At 42.7% G+C, this 19,190-nt stretch carries 20 protein-coding genes and 1 pseudogene; 8 read left to right on the forward strand and 13 right to left on the reverse strand.

Annotation, left to right across the window (positions count from 1 at the left end; all coding sequences use genetic code 11):
* Window positions 1-134: 134 nt before the first annotated feature.
* The gene (locus tag NLX73_RS05645) at window positions 135-2,189 is read left to right on the forward strand and encodes a fibronectin type III domain-containing protein (RefSeq protein WP_254325567.1); all 2,055 of its coding nucleotides are present in this window, start codon (window positions 135-137) and stop codon (window positions 2,187-2,189) included.
* An 86-nt stretch (window positions 2,190-2,275) separates the two neighbouring features.
* Here the strand turns inward: NLX73_RS05645 and NLX73_RS05650 are convergent, their stop codons facing one another.
* From NLX73_RS05650 to NLX73_RS05660, 4 genes are all read right to left on the reverse strand, one after another.
* Complete coding sequence (locus tag NLX73_RS05650) at window positions 2,276-2,452, reverse strand: aldo/keto reductase (RefSeq protein WP_483311698.1); 177 nt, start codon at window positions 2,450-2,452, stop codon at window positions 2,276-2,278.
* A complete protein-coding gene (locus NLX73_RS05655; RefSeq protein ID WP_254325710.1) occupies window positions 2,409-2,588 on the reverse strand; it encodes a hypothetical protein in 180 nt (59 codons plus the stop codon). The genes NLX73_RS05650 and NLX73_RS05655 overlap by 44 nt, the downstream gene beginning before the upstream one ends.
* 336 nt (window positions 2,589-2,924) lie before the next feature.
* A complete protein-coding gene (locus tag NLX73_RS25065; protein WP_367997081.1) occupies window positions 2,925-3,095 on the reverse strand; it encodes a MerR family DNA-binding transcriptional regulator in 171 nt (56 codons plus the stop codon).
* A 40-nt stretch (window positions 3,096-3,135) separates the two neighbouring features.
* Entirely contained in the window at window positions 3,136-3,318 is a 183-nt protein-coding gene (locus tag NLX73_RS05660; protein ID WP_254325568.1) for a helix-turn-helix domain-containing protein, read from the reverse strand.
* A 285-nt stretch (window positions 3,319-3,603) separates the two neighbouring features.
* Between NLX73_RS05660 and NLX73_RS05665 the strand changes: the two genes are divergently transcribed.
* On the forward strand, window positions 3,604-3,777 hold the full coding sequence (locus NLX73_RS05665; RefSeq protein ID WP_254325569.1) for a hypothetical protein: 174 nt from the start codon (window positions 3,604-3,606) through the stop codon (window positions 3,775-3,777).
* A gap of 211 nt (window positions 3,778-3,988) precedes the next feature.
* On the opposite strand, the gene NLX73_RS05670 is transcribed toward NLX73_RS05665, so the two are convergent.
* Genes NLX73_RS05670 through NLX73_RS05690 form a run of 5 tightly spaced genes read right to left on the reverse strand, consistent with a single transcriptional unit; the run spans window position 3,989 to window position 8,265 of the window.
* The gene (locus NLX73_RS05670; protein WP_254325570.1) at window positions 3,989-5,377 is read right to left on the reverse strand and encodes a HAMP domain-containing sensor histidine kinase; all 1,389 of its coding nucleotides are present in this window, start codon (window positions 5,375-5,377) and stop codon (window positions 3,989-3,991) included.
* Window positions 5,368-6,027 (reverse strand): response regulator transcription factor, encoded by a 660-nt coding sequence (locus tag NLX73_RS05675; RefSeq protein WP_254325571.1) that lies wholly within the window; start codon window positions 6,025-6,027, stop codon window positions 5,368-5,370. Before NLX73_RS05675 ends, NLX73_RS05670 begins: the two co-directional genes overlap by 10 nt.
* A gap of 37 nt (window positions 6,028-6,064) precedes the next feature.
* Window positions 6,065-6,823 (reverse strand): lantibiotic immunity ABC transporter MutG family permease subunit, encoded by a 759-nt coding sequence (locus NLX73_RS05680; protein WP_254325572.1) that lies wholly within the window; start codon window positions 6,821-6,823, stop codon window positions 6,065-6,067.
* A gap of 1 nt (window position 6,824) precedes the next feature.
* Window positions 6,825-7,556 carry a lantibiotic immunity ABC transporter MutE/EpiE family permease subunit gene (locus tag NLX73_RS05685; RefSeq protein ID WP_254325573.1) on the reverse strand — a complete coding sequence of 244 codons (732 nt, stop codon included), beginning with the start codon at window positions 7,554-7,556 and terminating at the stop codon, window positions 6,825-6,827.
* Window position 7,557: 1 nt separating this feature from the next.
* Entirely contained in the window at window positions 7,558-8,265 is a 708-nt protein-coding gene (locus NLX73_RS05690; protein ID WP_254325574.1) for a lantibiotic protection ABC transporter ATP-binding protein, read from the reverse strand.
* 149 nt (window positions 8,266-8,414) lie between these two features.
* Between NLX73_RS05690 and NLX73_RS05695 the strand changes: the two genes are divergently transcribed.
* Window positions 8,415-9,542 carry an NAD(P)/FAD-dependent oxidoreductase gene (locus NLX73_RS05695; RefSeq protein WP_254325575.1) on the forward strand — a complete coding sequence of 376 codons (1,128 nt, stop codon included), beginning with the start codon at window positions 8,415-8,417 and terminating at the stop codon, window positions 9,540-9,542.
* Between the two features lie 154 nt (window positions 9,543-9,696).
* Here the strand turns inward: NLX73_RS05695 and NLX73_RS05700 are convergent, their stop codons facing one another.
* Window positions 9,697-10,866 carry an MFS transporter gene (locus tag NLX73_RS05700; protein WP_254325576.1) on the reverse strand — a complete coding sequence of 390 codons (1,170 nt, stop codon included), beginning with the start codon at window positions 10,864-10,866 and terminating at the stop codon, window positions 9,697-9,699.
* A gap of 117 nt (window positions 10,867-10,983) precedes the next feature.
* Between NLX73_RS05700 and NLX73_RS05705 the strand changes: the two genes are divergently transcribed.
* Window positions 10,984-11,289 (forward strand): ArsR/SmtB family transcription factor, encoded by a 306-nt coding sequence (locus NLX73_RS05705; protein ID WP_103049233.1) that lies wholly within the window; start codon window positions 10,984-10,986, stop codon window positions 11,287-11,289.
* 107 nt (window positions 11,290-11,396) lie between these two features.
* Here the strand turns inward: NLX73_RS05705 and NLX73_RS05710 are convergent, their stop codons facing one another.
* Window positions 11,397-12,263 (reverse strand): MurR/RpiR family transcriptional regulator, encoded by an 867-nt coding sequence (locus tag NLX73_RS05710; protein WP_165176857.1) that lies wholly within the window; start codon window positions 12,261-12,263, stop codon window positions 11,397-11,399.
* Between the two features lie 182 nt (window positions 12,264-12,445).
* Here NLX73_RS05710 and NLX73_RS05715 point away from each other — a divergent pair, with 182 nt between their 5' ends.
* Together NLX73_RS05715 and NLX73_RS05720 are read left to right on the forward strand one after the other, a co-directional pair.
* Window positions 12,446-13,465: a Gfo/Idh/MocA family oxidoreductase gene (locus NLX73_RS05715; RefSeq protein ID WP_254325577.1), complete on the forward strand. Its 1,020-nt coding sequence runs from the start codon at window positions 12,446-12,448 to the stop codon at window positions 13,463-13,465.
* A 1-nt stretch (window position 13,466) separates the two neighbouring features.
* The gene (locus NLX73_RS05720; RefSeq protein WP_254325578.1) at window positions 13,467-14,492 is read left to right on the forward strand and encodes a Gfo/Idh/MocA family protein; all 1,026 of its coding nucleotides are present in this window, start codon (window positions 13,467-13,469) and stop codon (window positions 14,490-14,492) included.
* Window positions 14,493-14,513: 21 nt separating this feature from the next.
* Here NLX73_RS05720 and NLX73_RS05725 read toward each other — a convergent pair.
* Window positions 14,514-14,726 (reverse strand): annotated as a pseudogene (locus NLX73_RS05725) (AraC family transcriptional regulator); the annotation flags it as partial.
* Between the two features lie 48 nt (window positions 14,727-14,774).
* Complete coding sequence (locus tag NLX73_RS05730; RefSeq protein WP_254325579.1) at window positions 14,775-17,009, reverse strand: alpha-galactosidase; 2,235 nt, start codon at window positions 17,007-17,009, stop codon at window positions 14,775-14,777.
* A gap of 243 nt (window positions 17,010-17,252) precedes the next feature.
* Between NLX73_RS05730 and NLX73_RS05735 the strand changes: the two genes are divergently transcribed.
* Together NLX73_RS05735 and NLX73_RS05740 are read left to right on the forward strand one after the other, a co-directional pair.
* Entirely contained in the window at window positions 17,253-18,092 is an 840-nt protein-coding gene (locus NLX73_RS05735) for an AraC family transcriptional regulator (protein ID WP_254325580.1), read from the forward strand.
* A gap of 137 nt (window positions 18,093-18,229) precedes the next feature.
* A complete protein-coding gene (locus NLX73_RS05740; RefSeq protein ID WP_165176847.1) occupies window positions 18,230-19,087 on the forward strand; it encodes a GRP family sugar transporter in 858 nt (285 codons plus the stop codon).
* Window positions 19,088-19,190 lie beyond the last annotated feature (103 nt).

The following is a 19,190-nucleotide window of genomic DNA, read 5'->3' on the forward strand; positions in this document are numbered from 1 at the left end:
ATAACAGTTAAATGAATGTCTGTACATTTTAGTGTGAATTTTAAAAGCTGGATTGCAGCAGAAGGGTTTGTAAGCTTGACTTATTAGTTTTGACAAATAAAATTTCCATACTGGTATCAAGGAGAGCATAGATTATGAATAAAAAACGTTTGCGTCAATGGATGGCTCCGTTCGCAACGGCTACACTGATTTTGAATACGGGATATGGCATTTTGGCACCCGATGCAGTGGCTAGCGCGTTGTCGACTGAAAGGCATAACTCAAATCTGACAGGCCTGAATACAGCACAGTTACATACCAAATTAGCAACCGCTCAAGGCCGTCATGTGCCTGTTACTTCAGGCACGAAAGTGACTACGTTAACAAAAAGCTACGGTCAGAACACCTATCTTAACCAAATGCTAAAAGTAATGTCGAGCCAAATGGTTACTGCGAATATCGCGCCAGCAGAGGTAAGCAATCTGACAGCGGTTCCTACAGAAACAACAAAAGTAAATTTGTCCTGGAACAATCCGTCGGACATTAATTTTGACCACATAAAAGTGGTAAATGTCACTAACGCTGTATATGTAGATAACATTCGAAGTAACTCTTATATGATGAGCGGTTTACAGCCGAACACGACATATACCTTTCGCGTGAAAACGGTGAATAAGAGTGGAGATGAATCTCTAGGTACGACAATACAGGCTAAAACGGCTTCCATTGATGGTCCTGTGGATAAGACACCCCCAGGAGAGGTAAGCGGGCTGACAGCTACGAATGTAGGATATAACGCTTTTACCGTAAATTACATATTGCCTAAGGATGCTGACCTGAGCCAAGCGATCATCTATTTAAATGGTAAGGAAGTGCAGCGAACTACAGGGACGTCCTATTCATTCAGTGGATTGATTGCTTCCACAAACTATACAGTACTGGTCAAGACTATTGACAAATCCGGCAACATATCTGGAGGAATCAGTATTCCGGTTACGACCTCAGCGCTCACCGTTGATACAGTGCCCGAAGTGACAGGAGCTTCAGTGACATCAGTTAATAACTATAGCGTTACTGTTTCCTGGACAAGACCTAGCGGAATTAATACGGTCAGTCTGTATAAGGATGGGCAACTGGTAACTGATTCAACAGGATCATCCTATACATTCAACAATCTTTCGGCAAGCCAGACCTACACGTTCACGATTAGGTCCAAGCGAAGTACAGGTGCATTGTCCTCTGGTGTGAGACTGACTGCCACAACGGACAGTACGTCCTCCAATTCGTCAGAAGTGTCCAATCTTGAAGTAGATAGTAAGAGCGACACCTGGATCAAAATCACCTACGATATGCCGAGTAAAGCCGACAAGGTAAAGATATATGTTGATGGTGATTATGAGGGAACTACAAGCTCTGAGTCCTATAAAATAACGGATTTGCGAGAAGGACGCTGGTATGAGATTAAGGTCGTAACTGTCAATAGTAATGGAAGAGAATCTAGTGGTGTTAAGATATCAGAACGCACGGATTCGGATGGTTACTACTCTTCTTCGTCATCTAGTTCATCGAACTATGAGAAAGCGAGAGATTTGATGCGAATTGCAGAAAACAGTCTGAATGCCTCCGATTGGCGTTCTGCCAGAGATGCAATCAGTGATCTGCCGAGCGGAACCCGTAAAAGCGATTTGCTGGATCGGTTAGAAGCTATTCGCAATAGAGCAATTGGGACCAGTAGTTCATCATCCGGGACGAGTTCTACTACAACAACAACTTCTGGTACAACGTCCTCCTACCCTAACAATGCGGTTTCCTCATATTCAACTTCGTTCACCCTGACACCAGGAGCTAAATCAGCTTATGTCGATGGTCGTGCTACGACGATGGCTCAGGCTCCGCGAATCATAAATGGGGCGACGATGGTCCCGCTGCGCTTTATCAGTGAACGGATAGGTTACGAGGTGAATTATGAAAAAGCGACCAAAAAGATCATTCTGACTCGACCTACAGACGGCAAACAAGTAGTGCTTCAGGTCAAGAATTCTACCCTTGCCGTGTATGAGTTGAACAACTCCCGGAGTTATTCGACGAACATCACAGCTCCTGTTATTGTTAACGGCTACACGCTGGTTCCATTACGAGTGATTAGCGAGCTTTCGGGGTATCAGGTGAACTATAATACTGCATCCAAACAAATTACGATTACAAAATAAATACTTCTGCAAAAAAGGGTTCTAAAGTGAAAACTTTAGAACCCTTTCTGTGTATTAGGAAGTGTATGTAGAACAATGACAATCTGTTACTCTGTAAACAAGTTATTTTGATTGAAAAGAATATCGAGTTGCTTAAGCTCGCCACTTGTTAGTCGAACACCCAGAGTTTGAAGATTGGACTCGATTTGATCAGGCTTGGTTGCACCTGGAATAATTAGATCAACGGCTGGACGCGTTAATAGCCAAGCTAGCGCCTTTTGCAAGGGCAGTTCTAATTAATTGTCGGCTTAGAGTATCATCAACTTTTGGATACATCATTGAATTACCTACCACACCTGCTCCAAAACCAAGTTTAAATGCTTTTAATCCTGTTTTTCCTATTGCTATTGTATTGTTCATGTTTATAAGCTCCCTTTTGTATGATGTGGAATCCTTGGAGGGAATCTAATGCACATCTTACAACCTGGTGTAAACACTAGGTCAAGCAGAGCAATTCAGTTTTAAAAAAAGATTAAGTTTGGGTCTCAAGCGGCAAAAACTTATGGCCAAATTTTTGCCCGGTTTGCAATTTCAATTCAATCATATCCTTAATTTCCTGAAGTTCTTGCAGCTGCTGATCTATCTTTTTTGGTAATTGTAAAGCCTATCATACCATTCATTATTTGATATGTTGCTCTCATCTAATTGAAGCTGGATAATAGGTTTTAACTCCTTCAGCGACATTCCGGCTTTTTTTTAACACTTGATCATTAGAAGTGCCTCTTTGTGTGAATTGTTATATATCCTGTGCCCATTATTTTTGCGGGCCACGGGAGGAAGAAGACCCATTTTCTCATAATACCGTAAGGTATCCTCACTGATTTGGAATTGATCCATAAGTTCTTTCATTTTAAAATTTGTTGTCATCTCTCGTCACCTTCGTAAGGGAATCTTTAACGCTTAATGATTACTGTATATTCGAACAGGCATTAAAACGAAATTCATGCGGGGTCAATCCACATCGTTCCTTGAAGATTCGATAGAAATATTTCATATCATGAATCCCGACTTCAAGTGCGATCGTTTGAACACTCCAACTGGTATCTAATAGTAAGCTACAACTCTCGTGAATACGAATATCCTGTAGCATTTTTTGTATAGGTCATTCCGTTAGCTTTTTTAAATTTGCGTTGAAATTGACGTGAGCTAATTAAAAATTGCTTGCAAATTTGATCTACCGACAATACTTTGAACACCCTGCTACAGCGATGAATACGTTTTCCGAGAATCACATGACTGAAGCTTCCAATAGAGCAGACATTGTATTCCTTCAAGATGTTGTTAAATCGGGAGAGTATAACTTACCCGAAGGAAGCCATAATCCAAGAAGCGTAGCCCCTTATGTTCTGGAAAATGGAGAGGGGAACCGATTACAATGGCAAACACCATTTCTCGAATATTAAGTGGCAACCAAACCGGAGTTGGTATGATTATCTATATGATGGGAAGCTTTATGGCGGGGGCTATCGGAACGTCTATTCTTGGTTCCGTACTTGATCAAGGAGTACAAAGCAAAATTATAGCATCATCCGTTCAGCAGCACATATAGTAATCCAATAACCAATGTTCCTTATAATAATCGCGACTCTGTGCCAGGAGTGTTTTCATTCCGATGGCAAAATGATAAAACGCTACTGACCTTCATATGTCAGTAGCGTTTTAAATTGTTTCAATAACAAACGAGGAAGAGGTGTGTGCCTTATGAATCGAACCAAGCTTAAGAGCAAATTATTTATTTCGGTAATTTTCTCATTATGTCGCTAATGAACTGACGGAATCTCAATGCTTACCTGTCCGCCGCCTGTCTGGGTGGAGTTGGTGATGATCAGCTTTCCGCCATGTAGATTGACAATGGATTTTGTTATATACAGACCCATACCGTAATGTCCATTTATTCTTCTGGACGAGTCACCCATATAGAACTGCTCGGCGGCCTGTTTGAGGCCTTCCGGAGAGAAACCTGGGCCTTCGTCTAAGATGCTGAACCGAATGCAGTCTTCCCCAGACTCTACGGTCAGCTGGATCTCGCTATATTCAGGCGCCTGATCTACCGCATTAGAAGCAACATTCATAATAGCTCGCTCAAGTAGAACTGGGTCTGCATACAGCGTCTTAGGGAGGTTATATGCAGCGAATGCTACAGATATTTTTTTGACAGCAGCCAAGGCCATTATCTGATCTTTTACTTTCGTTAAATAGAAGTCAGCATCCATCGTTTCCGCCCGCAGGGTGACAAGCGTTTCCGCTTTTGAAATTTCAATAAGAGTCTTAATATACTGCTCCATCTGCCTGGTGCTTTCCGATATATAATCCGTATAGTTCTTTTGCTCTTCGGACTGGTCGGTCTCGGACAGTAGCTCTACGTTTCCACGAACGATAGTGAGTGGTGTTTTGACATCGTGTGCTAGGGCGGATATTTGCTCGCGGCGGGATCTTTCCAGATTCCACTGTTTCTGAAGCGAAGTCTTTAAAGTTTCTTTCATTTTATCCATGGAATGCAGCACCTGATCGATCTCCATCACGCCACTGAATTCGATTGAGAAGTCCAGATCCTGTGCTTGAATTTGTTTGGTGGCCTGCTGCAACCCACTCATCTTACGTGCCAGCTTTCGTCCGAAGGAGGAAGCTAGCAAGGCACCTCCCCCCAGAAAGGCGATACAGAACACGGCAAAAAAGGACAATTCCGCGTTCGGCAGGTATTGACGCAGGATAGGAAGTTCAAACTGAGCCGAGACAGAATAGCGCATCACAGTAACTTTATCATTATGTGAGACTTTTACATAGTTATAGGGAAATTGATAAGCAGTATCGTTCTGCTGCGTAACACTCCAAGCAGTTTGAGCCTGCTTTTCAGAAAGGTTTCCCTCATTGAGGCGGCCTTCCGAAGTGAATGATGCGTATTTATACAGTTTCTGCCGAGAATCCGGCTGTAGGGTCTTGCCAGCTTCAATGTTTGTCTTGTCCTCCCGCACCTGATTCTCAGCATAGTTCGCGGGGAGAATGGTCCCACAAGACATCAGGACATAGAAGATGAGAACCAGGAACAGAGCGAGCGCAATCGTCCCGATACAGAACATAACTAAATAACCCAGAAAAATGGTTCGTAGTTTGGTTGTCTTGCATGCTTGCTGTACTTTGGTTACTTCCATCGGTACCCGATCCCCCAAACCGTCTCCACTGGCGAAACCTCTACTTTGCCAAGCTTAGCTCGGATATTTTTAATATGCTCCACGATGGTGGCGGAATCGCTGTCCCCATCCAAGCCGAAGACAGCTTCGTAAATCTGCTCTTTAGGGAACACCTGTCCCCAGTTCAGGGCTAGAAACTTACATATCTCATATTCGCTTTTGGTAAACGGGACTACAACATTCTGAACGGTGATTTCCTTGCCGGACAGATTGAAATGAACTTCCCCGATGCAGAATACATTACGCCGTTCACGATTCTCCCGTCTGAGATGGGCGTTGATTCTTGCGCGCAACTCTCCAGCACCAAACGGCTTGACAATATAATCGTCGGCCCCTTCCCCAAGCCATAACATCACATCGTTCTCCATGGATTTTGCGGTGAGGAACAGGATCGGGCAGTCTATTTTGCTGCGAATTTCCCGACAGAGTGTGAACCCGTCCATGGTAGGCATCATCACGTCAAGCAGGATGAGGTCAAAGGCTCCAAGCTGCATAGTGAGAACCTGTGGAGAGTCGGAGACCACCGTGACAACATGGCCATCTTTCTGCAAAATATTTTGAAGGAGTGCCAAAACGGCGGGTTCATCATCAACGGCCAACAAGTTTGCCATGCTTAATTCACTTCCCTTGCTTTCTTTACTCTAGTCTTTATTCCGACGAATTGTGTCCTTCCCAACGACAAATCCATAACCCTAATAATACCATGATGACTCCGGTCCCTACTACGCAATATTTGACTCCCGAATTAAGCCGTATAGCTTCAGGAATAGATACTGCTGAGTTTATATCGTATTGCACCCAGATCGTGATGAACCGGGCAGCCCAAGCAGAGGGGATGAATATCCAATTATGATCACCCAGCCCTGTAAGAAGCAAAGCGGACAATAGACTCTCCATAATGCCTAGACCGATGGAAGCTCCCTTGCCGAACCGCAAACTAATGAAAAAATGCAAAAAATAGAGGAATACACTGGACATAAACAGAATGCAGGCAGCCAACACATAAAACTTCAAGCCATACGGTGACTCTCTCATAAGATATATATAGCCAGCCCCAAAGCCTCCGGAGGCAAGCAGCACACTGCCAAATCCCAAGATCAGGAGCAGGCTGAGCTTGCTCAGGAAAGGTAGCAGCTTCACTGGCGAGATCAATAGCTGCTGGAAATTGCCAGCGACTGCCTCCTGCTCAACAGCAATGGAGCAGACAATACCAATCATGGTAGGAAGAACCACGGCCAAGACCTGCAAATAGCCGTCCACCTTTGAAATCGGTGAATACGGAGTAAAGGAATAGTAGGCTAGAAAGATTGCTATGCCTAAAAACGGCACAAACAGCTGCACAAGCAGTAAGGGCTGCCTTCTAAGTTTAAGCACATCGGATTTCAGATAGCGGAAAAAAGAAATCATCTTATTTAGCCTCCCGCTTGCGGAAGGACATCGCCGTCAGTATCGACAGAATTATAAACAGGCAGATTGTGATCACTAGGCCGGGCACAATCACGCCTTTATCCAAAAGCGGATCTCCTGAAGGAACGGCAAGCCCATTAGGTAGCACTTTAATGACGGCGCACATTAATCGGGCTGGAATAGCATAAGGGACCGCCCACCACACAGAGGACGTAGCGAACAAAATGGTGCAAGATACGTTGCCCAGCATGTTAATAATTAGAGTGGCAAACATGCCTATTCGGTCCGTGAGGAACAGGCAAAGTGGAACTTGCCACAAAAAGGTGATGAAGAGGATTAGAGTTGCAGCAACGCTTCCTGCTAGTGTCACGGAAGTTGAGAATACGAATCCGCCAAGAGTTATCCCTATAAATAGGACAATAAAGGAAACCATTAAGAGTCTTACGCAAACCCCGATTTTACCGTACCATACCTGAGCCAAATCTACAGCCATGCCGAGGACAGCACGGTATTTCAGCTTCTTGCCATCCTTTTGGATCACTCCTGAGCACATTAAGGTGAGGGTACCTGGCAGCAGCATGAAATACCACCAATTGTAGCTGGCGCTTTGGAGCATACGTCCCCCCATGAGTACGGTACACAGAAGAAGAGTAGCGATGGGGGCAAGCCAGACCAACTTTTTTGTGAAGGTACGCTTTAATTTTAGATGTTCGGCGGCTATATATTGCTGCATCCTACTCATCCCCTTTTCGGTATTCCTGTGCAATCTGCATGAACAACGATTCCAGGTTTTGCCCTGGAGTGACCGCCTCTTGATAAGCTAATACGCCGCCGGCAATGATACCGACATGGTCAACGATTTGTTCGACTTCGGATAAAATATGGCTGGAAAGAATTACGGTAATTCCTTGCTTCGGGAAGGAGCGAATCAACTCGCGTTGCTCCTGAATACCAATGGGGTCTAGTCCGTTGGTTGGCTCATCTAAGATCAATAGCTTGGGATGATTGAGGAGAGCAATGGCAATGCCCAGCCGCTGTTTCATACCCATCGAGAACTGGCCCGAGCGCTTTTTCCCGGTATGGGTCAAATCAACAATGTTCAGCACTTCATCAATCTGCGAATCAGGCAATCCCAGCAACGTTGTACGAACTTTGAGGTTCTCTCTAGCTGTCAAATTCTCATAGAGTGGAGGGGATTCGATCAGTGCGCCGATCTGAGCAAGATCTTTTCGGGACCAGGGTTTTCCTTGAAATAAAATCTCACCGGATGTCGGGCGTAGCATACCGGTTAACATTTTCAAGGTGGTTGATTTTCCAGCCCCATTTGGGCCAAGTAGTCCATAGACGGAATTCTCCTGAATAGACAGTGTGACGTTGTTCACCGCCTGTTGTCGTCCGAAAGTTTTGCAGAGATTTTTAGTCTGTAAAATAATGTTATCCATATCAGTTCATCCTTTTCATTTGTTCTGACAACTACTTTAAAGATCAATTCTAAGAACTTTATAAGGATTTAAAATATTAATTTCAAACTTTATGCAATCATGCACTATTCGCTATAATGGATACAGTGATGTAGGAAAGGGATGTAATCATGAAGAAGGTCATAGTAATCGGATCAGGAATTCTGGGGGCATCGACAGCATACCATCTAGCAAAAATGGGTGCTAATGTCATTATTGTAGATCGTAAAGATAAAGGACAGGCTACTGATGCCGCTGCTGGCATTATCTGTCCCTGGCTATCACAGCGACGCAATCAGGCTTGGTACCAGCTAGCCAAAGCGGGAGCGCGTTTTTACCCTGGGTTGATTGAAGAACTCAAAAGCGAGGGAGAAACAGAAACTGGCTATGCTCAAGTGGGGGCTCTCAGTATTCATGATGATTTGGAGAAAATCAAAAAAATGGAGGAGCGGGCACACTTACGACAAGCGGATGCACCGGAAATCGGTGAAATTACCCGGCTAAATGAAAAAGAAACCCATGAACGGTTTCCATTGTTAGTAGAAGGTTATCATTCTGTTCATATTAGCGGTGCCGCCCGAATAGATGGGCGTGCGCTGCGGGATGCGTTGGTCCGATCAGCACAAAAAAACGGGGCGGTCCTTATACAAGGAAATGCTACGCTTCAATATGAGTCCGACCATGTAACGGGAGTAGTGGTCGGTGCACAAAGCTTCTCGTCTGACAAGGTCATTGTTTGTGCAGGTGCATGGGCAAATCAACTACTGTTGCCTTTGGGCATTCATTTTAAGGTTAGTTATCAAAAAGCACAAATTATGCATTTGCAGGTTCCTAATAGGCAAGACACAGGCACTTGGCCTGTAGTCATACCGCCTTCTGATCAATATCTGCTGGCTTTTGATAAACAGAAGATCGTAATAGGGGCGACTCACGAAAATGAAATCGAAGGTTACGATACGAGAGTAACAGCAGGGGGGATGCAGGAAATTCTGGATAAAGGTTTAGAATTGGCCCCTGATTTAGCAAACAGCACTTTTCAGGAGGTAAGAGTTGGTTTCCGTCCTTTTACACCCGGTTTTCTACCGGTGATCGGAGCTGTTCCAGGCTGGGATGGTCTTATAACGGCAAATGGGCTTGGAGCATCCGGGTTGACCATGGGCCCCTTTATTGGAAATCAGCTGGCAAAGTTGGCACTTGGAATGAATTTAGATATCGATATCAATGATTATGATATTCGAAAAGCAATAGATGAAAGTTGATTCTTGACCGGAGAAATGAAGTCGCCACAATGGCGGCTTTTTTAGCGATATAAGATTTTTTTCTCAACTTTAAGTGAACTTATATCGCTAGCCGAAAAGGGCAATTACAGGTTTCCATTTTAAAGATTAGATAACCATCTAACCGTTGAGTAGTTTATAGAGATTGACTCATATTAATGTTCAAAACTCCGCTACGTAAGAACAAGATAAGTGACATACTAAAACAAATCACAGTAAACAGGCTAACGGAAATAAAACCACCAGAGTGTGCATATAGCATTCCCGCTGTGAAAGAGCCAACCGCCGTACCACAATACATAGAAGAATTGGCAAGTGATGAAATTGTTCCTCGTGCTGTAGCAGACAGGCTTTGAAGCAAACTCATCATAAGTGGAAAAATCATTCCAAGGATAAGGAAGATCAGGAAATATGTAATTTCGACATAAGTTACGCTAGGTAAATATGGAAGAAGTAAATAAAGCAGGCCGATGAAGATTATGCCATATTTCAAAGAGTGTCTAGCACCTACTTTATTAACTAGGCTACTACCAAATAAGCTGCTGATCGTATTTCCTAAACCAAGGAACAGAATTACCGTACCAATACTTGCAACATTGAGACTGAATTTATCGGAAAGCCATGTGCCAATAAAAGAGAAAGCAGCAAAATTTCCGAGTTGGAACAGGAGGTAGGCAAGAAAAGCGACCTTAGGTGTTGATCCGCGTAGTAATGAACGATATCTACTCCCAATAGAGGGAGCCTTATGCTTCTGTACAGAAGCAGGTAAGGAGGGCAAGAGAACTGCAGTCAAAATAACGATCAAGAAGGTGCAGCAACCAATCATAATAAAAGGTGTTTGCCACCCTGTGGTAGCGAGATAGCTGCCGATGGGCACACCCAGCATTTGGGAAACGGCCAATCCTGCAGTAGCAACCCCCATGGCTTTTAATACTTTATGTGGTTGAACCAGCTGAGGAATGGCAGCCCAAACTTGAGGCGACGCGAAAGCGGCGCTAATCCCAGCCAAAAAGCGAAAAGCAAACATGGTCCAAAAATCCGTGGCAAAGCCGCAAAGTAAAGTAAAGATACCAAAACCAAGCAAGCCGAACAGTAGTACTTTTTTTCGATTCCATTCATCTGACAAAGGTCCTGCAATTAAGGCAAACACAGCATAACCTAAAGCATAGGCCGAAACGATCCAGCCTGATTGCTCGATAGAAATGCCGAAACTTTCACGAAGAATAGGTAAAAGAGGCGATACAATGAACGTATCTGTGCCGATGAAAAACATGATAAAGAAAAACAAGGTGATAATTTTATTCAAAACTAATTCCTCCATTTGTTCTATTGTTCGATAATTTTCGAACATTAGAAATATAACATTGCAATATGTTATAATGCAACTATATATAATTCTTTTATTCAGGAAGGTGAACGGATCTTGAGAACACTGTATCATCCTAGCGTTAATGAAATTACTCTATCTACAGTTTTATATGCCCTAAGTGACCCGATTCGGCTTAATATCATCAAGATTTTGGACGAAAAGGGGGAGCAATCCTGTAGCTCGATAGATATTTCGGCCCCAAAGTCAACCTTGTCCCATCACTTTAAGGCTCTTCGGGAATCAGGAGTCGTCCATACAAGAATAGAGGGTACCCAACGCTTTATTTCAATCCGGTACGACGATGTGAATTTACGATTTCCGGGATTGCTATCGGCTGTACTGATGGGCTTGAAGCAATAAAATAAAGGTCTAGTTAGCATGATGCTGACTAGACCTTTATAGACGGAGGTAACGATAGAAAATCATAAGTTTCCGCTTATTTTGTAGTTAGAGGAAGAACAATTACTCTATACGTCATTCATCATGTCATTGAGATGCGAATTCTCCAACGATTGTGTTAGGGTTTGCATGTTTTTCAAGTAGTCGATCTTATAGATACAGGAATAGATCACATTTAATACATAGTCAAAAGCAATTTGCGACGAAAATGTACCAATCTTGGCATGTTTTACTTCATCATTAGGCACCCGGATACAGATATTACTGAGTTTGGCCAATTCACTTTGATTGGTTGCTGTAATTGTGATAAAAGGGATATTTTCATGTGCGAAATGCCGTGCTGCTTTTAAAAAAATCGGCGACTTTCCGTGGTAAGTTAAAAACACAGCGCAGTCCTGTGTCGTAAGATTAGCCGTATGGTAAGCCCATTCAGACAGCTCCGTAGCTATAACCACATACTTGTTTATTTTCACCAATTTATTTTGGAAACTTTTCGCACGGATTTGTGAATCGCCCAACGCATATATAAAGATCCTTTTCGCTTGATCCAGCAATAGGGCTGTTTGCGACAATGAATCATCATCCATGAATGTAAAGTTTTTTTCAATCGTTTCTTTCATTAATTCTGCAATTTCTTTCGCCACTTGAAGTGGGGATTCATCATAACCGAAGGGATAGTTGGGGTCTACATTGGAAATGTTCTGGGTGTTCTGCTGAAACTCCCGAGCAAGTTTGATTATAAACTCCTTGAAGCCCGATAGCCCAAGTTTATGTGTTAATCGATTAATTGCGGAATGCGAAGTATACGTTGCCTTTGCAAGCTCCTGAATATTTAAGTGCAGGATACTTTCCTTATGAAGCAAAATATAGGATGCTATGCTTTTTTCGTTTGGTGTAAAGTTTTGCATTTCTGATAATTGTATCAGTATTTTCAACAAGTTCACCCCGGCTCAATTGAATAAAACGTTCGAAAAATAATATGAAATAAACATTTTGTTTAAAAATAAACAACCATTTTTAAAAATAATCGGTTGAATGTACCATTTTGGTGGCAAATCCTTTACGATCAACGTTCTTCTTTTATAATAAATGAAAAAGAGCCTAAGGGGGAAATAATATGCTTACCATCGGTTATATTGGAAATGGGAAAAGCACGAACCGTTATCATCTTCCTTTTTCATTGAACAGAGCTGAATTGAAAGTGAAGACGATATATGCCCGTAATCTAGATAAAAGGGAGTGGAAAAAAATCCCTGAAGTGCTGTATACAGATAATATAGAATCTTTAATGAACGATAAGGAGATTCAGTTGATTGTTATCTGTACACCTGTAGAATCCCACTACTCTTATGCGAAAATGGCGCTAGACCACGGGAAAAATGTACTTGTTGAGAAACCTTTTATGTTAACCAAAGAAGAAGCCGTGTCGATCTTCCAATATGCTAAAGAGAAAAATCTGGTTATACAATGCTATCAGAATAGACGTTACGATTCGGATTTCCTCACTACCCAGAAGGTTATTGAATCAGGAAAGCTTGGAGATTTACTGGAGGTGGAGATGCATTACGATTATTATCGCCCTGAGATCCCAAACTCCACTTCTCATTTTTCCAGATATAACAGTTACCTATATGGACATGGCGTTCATACCATTGACCAGGTTCTTTCCTATTTTGGGAAGCCGGACACAATCCATTATGATGTTCGTCAATTGCTGGGTACTGGGAGAATGAATGATTACTTTGATCTGGATTTTTATTATCCATCGCTCAAGGTATCCATCAAATCCAGCTTTTTTCGCTTAAAAGAGCGGCCGGGTTTTGTTGTATACGGCAAAAAAGGCGTTTTTATAAAGCAAACGAAGGATCGTCAGGAGGAGCATCTGAAATTATACTATCTGCCTAAGGGACACTCCGATTTCGGCATCGACCAGCCCGAGCATTACGGCATCTTAACATATCTGGATGATAAAGGCGAGTATCATGAAGAAAAAGTCGTTTCTGAAAAGGGAGACTATGCTCGAATATATGACGATATCTATCAGTCGATCGTACTTGGTAAAGAAAAAGTGATTAAAGACGAAGAGACGATAATTTGTATGGAAATACTCGAAAAAGGTATAGAGGAGTGCAACTAAAATGAAGTTGGGAATTGTCGGAGCAGGGATGATCGTAGGGGATCTATTGAGCTTTATTCAGGATATCCCGACTATTTTATTAAAGGCAATTTGTTCTAGACCTAGTCATGAGGAAAAATTACTGGATTGGCAACATAGATATGGAATCTCTCAGATTTATTCGGATTACAGCGAGATGCTGATGAATCGTGAAGTGGATACAGTTTATATCGGGCTGCCTAATCATCTTCATTATTCATATGCCAAAGAAGCATTATTGAGTGGCAAACATGTCATTTGTGAGAAGCCGTTTACTTCCAATTTGCAAGAATTCCTAGAGCTAAAAGAAATTGCTCAGCAAAGAAAACTGGTATTGGTGGAAGCCATAACAAATCAATATTTGAAAAATTATTTGTCCATGAAGGAGTATCTACCTAAACTGGGTGAGATCAAAATCGTTGAATGCAACTATTCTCAATACTCATCTCGGTATGAAGCTTTCAAAGCGGGAATAATCCAGCCTGCGTTTAATCCAGAAATGTCTGGGGGAGCCTTGATGGATATTAATTTATATAATATTCATTTTGTTGTTGGATTCTTCGGGAGCCCTAAGAAAGTGGAGTATTGGGCGAACATGGAGCGTGGAATTGATACTTCAGGTATGCTGCTACTTGATTACGGTGATTTCAAGTGTGTCTGCATCGGTTCAAAAGATAGTACGGCCCCCAATGCCGTGAACATTCAAGGCAATAAGGGCTATATACACATGGCAAGTTCAGCTAATATATGTGACTGTTTTGATTACACTGCGAATAAGGAAACGCCAATTCGGGTGGATCTAAAAGATCATTCGCATCGAATGTATGACGAATTCGTTGAATTTGACCGTATCATCCGAGAAAACGATTTGGAAAAAGTTTCGGATATGCTTTCACATAGTGAAAAGGTCATGAAGGTCATCGAGGAGGCCAAGCAGTCCGCCAATCTTGTATTTGGCCCTGATCCACTTTCACTGTGTTCAACCCCTAAATTTCTAAATGATAATTGAATGTTTTAACTAATATGTCTATTGATGAAGAAACTGAATTGGGCTCATGGCGGTTACCTCTTTAAAATGCCGATGGAACGAAGAAACACTCATGCTGGCGGTGTCTGCAAGATCTTCGATCCGAAAAGACTGGTCCCAATTCCGGACGATATAGTCAATAGCATCTCGGATTCGATAGGTGCTGCTTCCTTCGACTGCAATCTGAGCCAATTCGACGCCATAAGGTCCCTGCACTGGAGAAAAGAACGGGTCTTTGATCTAATTCTTCAAGTCATAATCCAATCATGAGGAAATCTCTTTTGTTAAAGTAAATAATTGAGATGAGAAATCGTATTTCTCCGCAATATTAAAATCCTGTCCCGCCTTATGAGGCGGGGTGAGTATAAGTCCAATGTTCATTAACTCGCTGCCGGTAAAACGTTGGCCCAGCTCTTCCACAAAATATACTGCCATTTCGTCCAGCCCGACTAGCTTTAGTCGTAAATAAGCTTGATTCGGACGCGAGAGCACCTGGTACCAACCAACGAGAGCATGCTCACATTCTGCATCAATGACCATCCAGGCAGTCTCATTTTTTTCAAAGGGACTTAGCAGACGGTAAAAGGTTCCCTGTGTAATTAATTGTCGGTGACGTTTATACACTTGTATTTGTTTTTTAATTACATTGCACTCTTCTTCGGACAAAGCCAATGGGTCAAGTTCATAACCGAATATACCAAAGTAGGCGACATTGGATCTGGTTTGCAGCGGTGCGGTTCTGCCTACCTGGTGGTTCGGGATGGTTGACACATGAGCTCCCATGCTGCTAAGCGGATAGGCCATGGATGTACCATACTGAATCTTCAGACGTTCTATAGCCTCACTATCGTCGCTTGTCCATGTTTGCGGAGCATAATAAAGCATCCCAGGATCAAACCGTCCTCCACCGGAAGCACAGGACTCAAACAAAATCTCAGGATGTTCGGTAATCAGCTTCTCATATAAAGCATATACACCCAAGACATAGCGGTGAAAAAATTCGCCCTGTCTTTCCTTGCCCAGAGATAACGAATAGGCTTCTGAAATACAGCGATTCATATCCCATTTTACGTATTCGATCCGAGCAGAAGAGAGAACGTCATCCATTAACTTAAACAGGTAATCCACAACAGGTGGTTGGGAATAATCAAGAACATATTGATGGCGTCCATGCTTGCGTTGACGGCCGGGTGTTCCCACAACCCAGTCTGGATGCTCCCTCATAATATGAGAGTCGGAGTTAACCATTTCCGGCTCGAACCAAAGACCGAATTTCATCCCGAGCGCATTGATCTTCTTTGCCAAATTCGAGATCCCGTCCGGTAGCTTTTCAGGATTTTCAAACCAGTCACCGAGGGAAGAGGTATCATTGTTTCTTCGACCGAACCATCCGTCATCCAAGACAAAGAGTTCAATCCCCAGTTCACCTGCTTTTTTTGCCATATCAACTATTTTCTGCTCAGTAAAATCAAAATAGGTCCCCTCCCAGTTATTGATCAATACAGGTCGTTCCCGCTCGGTCCAACTGCTGCGAATTAAGTGTTTATTGTACAGGCTATGGTATGCTTGGCTCATGCCATTTAAACCGCTCTCAGAATAGACCAGAACTGCTTCAGGCGAATAAAAACATTCTCCTGGCTTCAGGGTCCAGCAGAATTTGTCAGGATGAATGCCGATCATCAATCGGGTAGTTGAATAGCTGTCCACTTCCGCCTGAGCAAGAAAGTTCCCGCTGTAAACGAGATTAACCGCATACACTTCTCCTTGGTGTTCCTGTGATCCAGGTTTGGCAAGCGCCAGAAATGGGTTGTGAACATGACTACTAATTCCTCGTGTGCTCCCAATCGACTGTAGCCCAGGTCTCAATGGTGTACGCTCCACATGACGTTCCCTACCCCAAGCCCCTGATAAATGAATAATTTCATATTCGGAGTCAGGGAGATCAAGACTCAGGCTCATTAGACGGTTGACTCTCAGGGGATTATTCCCGGAATTTGTTATGGATACGGATCTCGTGATCACGGGCAGTTCGCTGAAGATGGTGTAAGCAAGCACGGCCACCGCTCCTGTAAGAGAATCGGTCAGCGTTATGAGGAGTGTCTCTGCTTCATGTGCTTCCTTACAAAACGTAGCTGGAAGATGGGGGATTTTAGGCTTCTCAGTGATTACCTCGTAACGGTCATAAGTGAACTCCATTATATGAGATCCGTCCTCCTGTATGATCTCAATTGCTGGCTCTCGAAAGTCTCCACTTCCCGCAGAAGGAAATTCCTGCTTAATACTTTCCAACGATGTCACCAAGTCACTATCAAACTCACCGACAGACACGGGACGGTAGCTTCGCTCGATAAAACGGTCATATTGACCCAGGTACTCTACTTTTTTGCCGTAATATACATGCTCCAATTGCCCGTTCTCCATGACACGGAAAAGATAACTGCAGTATTTGTTCGTTAAGTGAAATGTCCGTTCCTTTTGGTTAACTTGTAGACTAGCCATGTACATAGCCCCTTTCAAAATATGTCGAACCACTTGAAAGCGTTATTATTGAATCAGCATAACAAAGGTAGTGATAGAAAATACATGACTTTTTTTAAGTCGAATATAGGAAAAACAAAGAACCTTACAAAAAACTATAGTTTAGAGCTAAACCTTTTCTGGATATTTGTCATCCTTAACTTATGCTATACTGATAAATTAACAAGCATAGGTTCTTTATTTGGGAAAGTGGGGAGGTTAGCAATGGGCGAGAATATGATTCAATATGTTGATACGTATACCAGTTCAGAGCATAAAAATATATCAGATTTGATTTTATATAACTGTGGCACAGAGCTCTGCTTATCCAATCAGGATTTTGGACCCATCGCCCGCGATTTTAATCTGGTTCATTTTGTGCTAAAAGGACGAGGTAGGTTGGTGATTGACAACAAAAATTACGATATAGGAGAAGGACAGGCTTTTTTAATTCCAGCCAATAGGGTAGCTTATTACCAGGCGGATGAAGCCGAGCCTTGGGAGTACTGTTGGGTCGGCTTTATGGGCATTAAATCTGACATCTACCTGCAGAACATATCACTTCCAAGCCAGAACCCTTATGTAATCGATATTGAAGATATTACGTTCTTTCATTCCACGATTCTTGAGATGTTGCGAATCGGAGATAACACACTTTCTTCATCGTTGGCTATACAGGGGTATTTATTCCATATTCTCGCCAAACTTGTGCACGACTTGGGAGAAACGATGTCGGTAAAGGATCAGCTTCCTTATTCGGTTCAAGCGATAAACTTTATTGAGAAAAACTACATCAGCGGCATCCAGATTAGTGAAGTAGCGGAGTACCTCGGTTTACATCAGAATTATCTGACCTCCGTTTTCAAACTTGAGACTGGTGAAACGCCTAAACAATATCTGATAGACCTCAGGATTAAAAAAGCGTGCGAACTGCTGCAACATACAGACTATTCGATTCAGGTCATATCAAATTCGGTCGGCTATACCGATCAATTGACCTTTTCACGGGCTTTTAGAAATGTAATGAGTATATCTCCCAGTGCGTATAGAAAACAATTTCTTTGATTTTGCTATATTAATCTATAAAAATATTTGTATTTAGAAGCGGTTTTTTTTGCTATCGTAAAACTGTAGATTTTTTCCTGCATGGCATATTTAACAATTGTAGGAAGAGTACTTTTTACGGGAGGAGAATTCCGCACGTGGATTTCATTATTGCTTTTATTCCAGCCGTTGGCTGGGGAGTTATGCCGATATTGGCACATATAACAAAAGCCAGTCCCCGAGAACAGCTGACAGGTACCGTGATTGGTGCTGTGCTGTTTGCCCTGTGCTTGTATATCATTCACCCTACCTCATTAGCACCGATTCATTTTGTGGTAAGTTTTATATCTGGTATTTTCTGGGCTGCTGGACAATTGCTTCAGTTTCAAGCTTTTCAAAAAGTAAGCGTATCGATCGCCATTCCTGTGATTTGTGGTCTGCAGTTGATAGGGACGACGCTATTTGCCGCACTTATTTTGGGTGAATGGATAACAGGGTACCAATATGGGATAGGCGTTGGTTCTCTTCTGTGTATATTGGCAGGGGTTCTGTTAACCAGCTATCAGGGCAAGTCTGCTGGGTTGTCCAAGCCTTTGCCGGTACCCATTATCATAATGTTGGTTTGCTCGGGGTTAGCTTTAAGTAGTTATGTCGTTATTAATCAGTTCTTTCATATATCGGGACTATCCGTCATTCTGCCGCAATCGCTCGGTATGCTATGCTCAGCCATGGTCATGAACCTGAAGGGCAAAAAGCGGCTACGATTCTCTCTGGTGGTTCGCAATTTACCTACAGGATTGGTTTGGAGCATCGCGAATCTAGCATTATTTATTTCCAACGGGCTGATCGGCATGGCGGCTAGTTTTCCGATCTCTCAAGCGAGCATTGCGATTGCTTGTGTTGGCAGCATTTTAATATTTAAGGAAAAGAAGAGTTTAAAGCAATGGATAGGGATACTTGCGGGAATTACAGTACTTATGATTGGAGTAGGAATGATTAGCTTGCTTAAGCCTTAAGGAATCGAGACCCTGTCCTTTGAGTAACGAAAAGAGCTTATCCATCTATGGGGTACGCTTTTTGGGGATTGACAGAGGTATGGCTGCATGAGAAAATGTACGC

The sequence above is a fragment of the Paenibacillus sp. CH40 genome (assembly GCF_024213605.1).
Classification (GTDB): domain Bacteria; phylum Bacillota; class Bacilli; order Paenibacillales; family Paenibacillaceae; genus Paenibacillus; species Paenibacillus polymyxa_B.